Here is a 1,431-nt window from a genome sequence, read left to right on the forward strand (position 1 = left end):
ACGATGGCCGCCTCGGCCATCAAGCTCGCGCGACTGATCGCCCAGGGCAAGGGCATGAGCGACCTGCTGGAGCAGGAGGTGCCCCAGTCGATCACGCTGACCTCGGAGACCGTCACCAAGGACAACGCCGACCGATACCTGCCGACGGGCTTCGAGTCATGAGGCCCGTCATCGGGGTCGGCATGGTCGGCTACGCGTTCATGGGCCGTGCCCACTCCCAGGCCTGGCGCAGCGTGGACGCCTTCTTCGACCTGCCGTACAAACCCGCGATGGTGGCGGTGGCCGGCAGGTCCGCCGAGGCGACGGCGCAGGCCGCGGAGAAGCTGGGCTGGGCCCACGCCGAGACCGACTGGAAGCGGCTCCTCGATCGCGACGACGTGCAGATCGTCGACATCTGCACCCCGGGTGACAGCCACGCCGAGATCGCCGTCGCGGCGCTGGAGGCGGGCAAGCACGTCATCTGCGAGAAGCCGCTCGCCAACACCGTGGCCGAGGCCGAGGCCATGGCCGCCGCCGCCCGCGCGGCGGCGGCGCGCGGTGTGCGCAGCATGGTCGCCTTCAACTACCGCCGCGTGCCCGCCGTCGCGCTCGCCCGCCAGTGGGTCGCGGAGGGCAGGCTCGGCCAGATCAGGCACGTACGGGCGCAGTACCTGCAGGACTGGATCGTCGACCCGGAGTTCCCCCTGGTCTGGAGGCTGCAGAAGGACAGGGCCGGATCGGGCTCGCTCGGCGACCTCGGCGCTCACATCGTCGACGCCGCCGAGTTCATCACCGGTGAGCGGCTGACCGGGGTGTCGGCGCTGACCGAGACCTTCGTCAAGGAGCGTCCCCTGGCGGTCAGCTCGGCCGGGCTGTCGGCCGGCGGCGGCGCCGGGAGGGGCGCGGTCACCGTGGACGACGCCGCCCTGTTCATCGGCCGGCTCAGCGGGGGCGGGCTGGCGTCCTTCGAGGCCACCCGCTTCGCGACCGGGCACAAGAACGCGCTGCGGATCGAGGTCAACGGGGCGCTGGGCAGCCTGTCGTTCGACTTCGAGTCCATGAACGAGCTGTGGTTCCACGACCACACCATCCCCAGCGGTGAGCACGGGTTCCGGCGGGTGCAGGTCACCGAGCCGGATCACCCGTACGCGGGCGCGTGGTGGCCGCCGGGACATGTCCTGGGCTACGAGCACTCCTTCACCCACGAGGTGAAGGACTTCATCGAGGCGATCGCCACAGGCACCGACCCCGCGCCGTCCTTCGAGGACGGGCTGCGGGTGCAGCGGGTGCTGGCGGCCGTCGAACAGAGCGCGGCTGAGGGCAGCCGCTTCGCGACTGTGGAGGATTGATGACCAGGCCGATCACGTTGTTCACCGGGCAGTGGGCGGACCTGCCGTTCGAGGAGGTCTGCCGGCTGGCCTCGGAATGGGGCTACGACGGCCTGGAGATCGC

Annotated in this window: 1 protein-coding gene and 1 pseudogene; both read left to right on the forward strand. The window is 70.9% G+C overall.

Annotated features, from left to right (window positions below; genetic code table 11):
* Positions 1-158 precede the first annotated feature (158 nt).
* Entirely contained in the window at positions 159-1,328 is a 1,170-nt protein-coding gene (locus tag ABZ857_RS44220; RefSeq protein WP_357056963.1) for a Gfo/Idh/MocA family oxidoreductase, read from the forward strand.
* A pseudogene (locus ABZ857_RS44225) lies at positions 1,328-1,431 on the forward strand (sugar phosphate isomerase/epimerase); the annotation flags it as partial. The gene ABZ857_RS44220 and the pseudogene ABZ857_RS44225, both read left to right, overlap by 1 nt.

Origin of the sequence: Microbispora sp. NPDC046933, from assembly GCF_040644635.1 — a bacterium.
In the GTDB taxonomy this organism is placed as follows: Bacteria; Actinomycetota; Actinomycetes; order Streptosporangiales; family Streptosporangiaceae; genus Microbispora.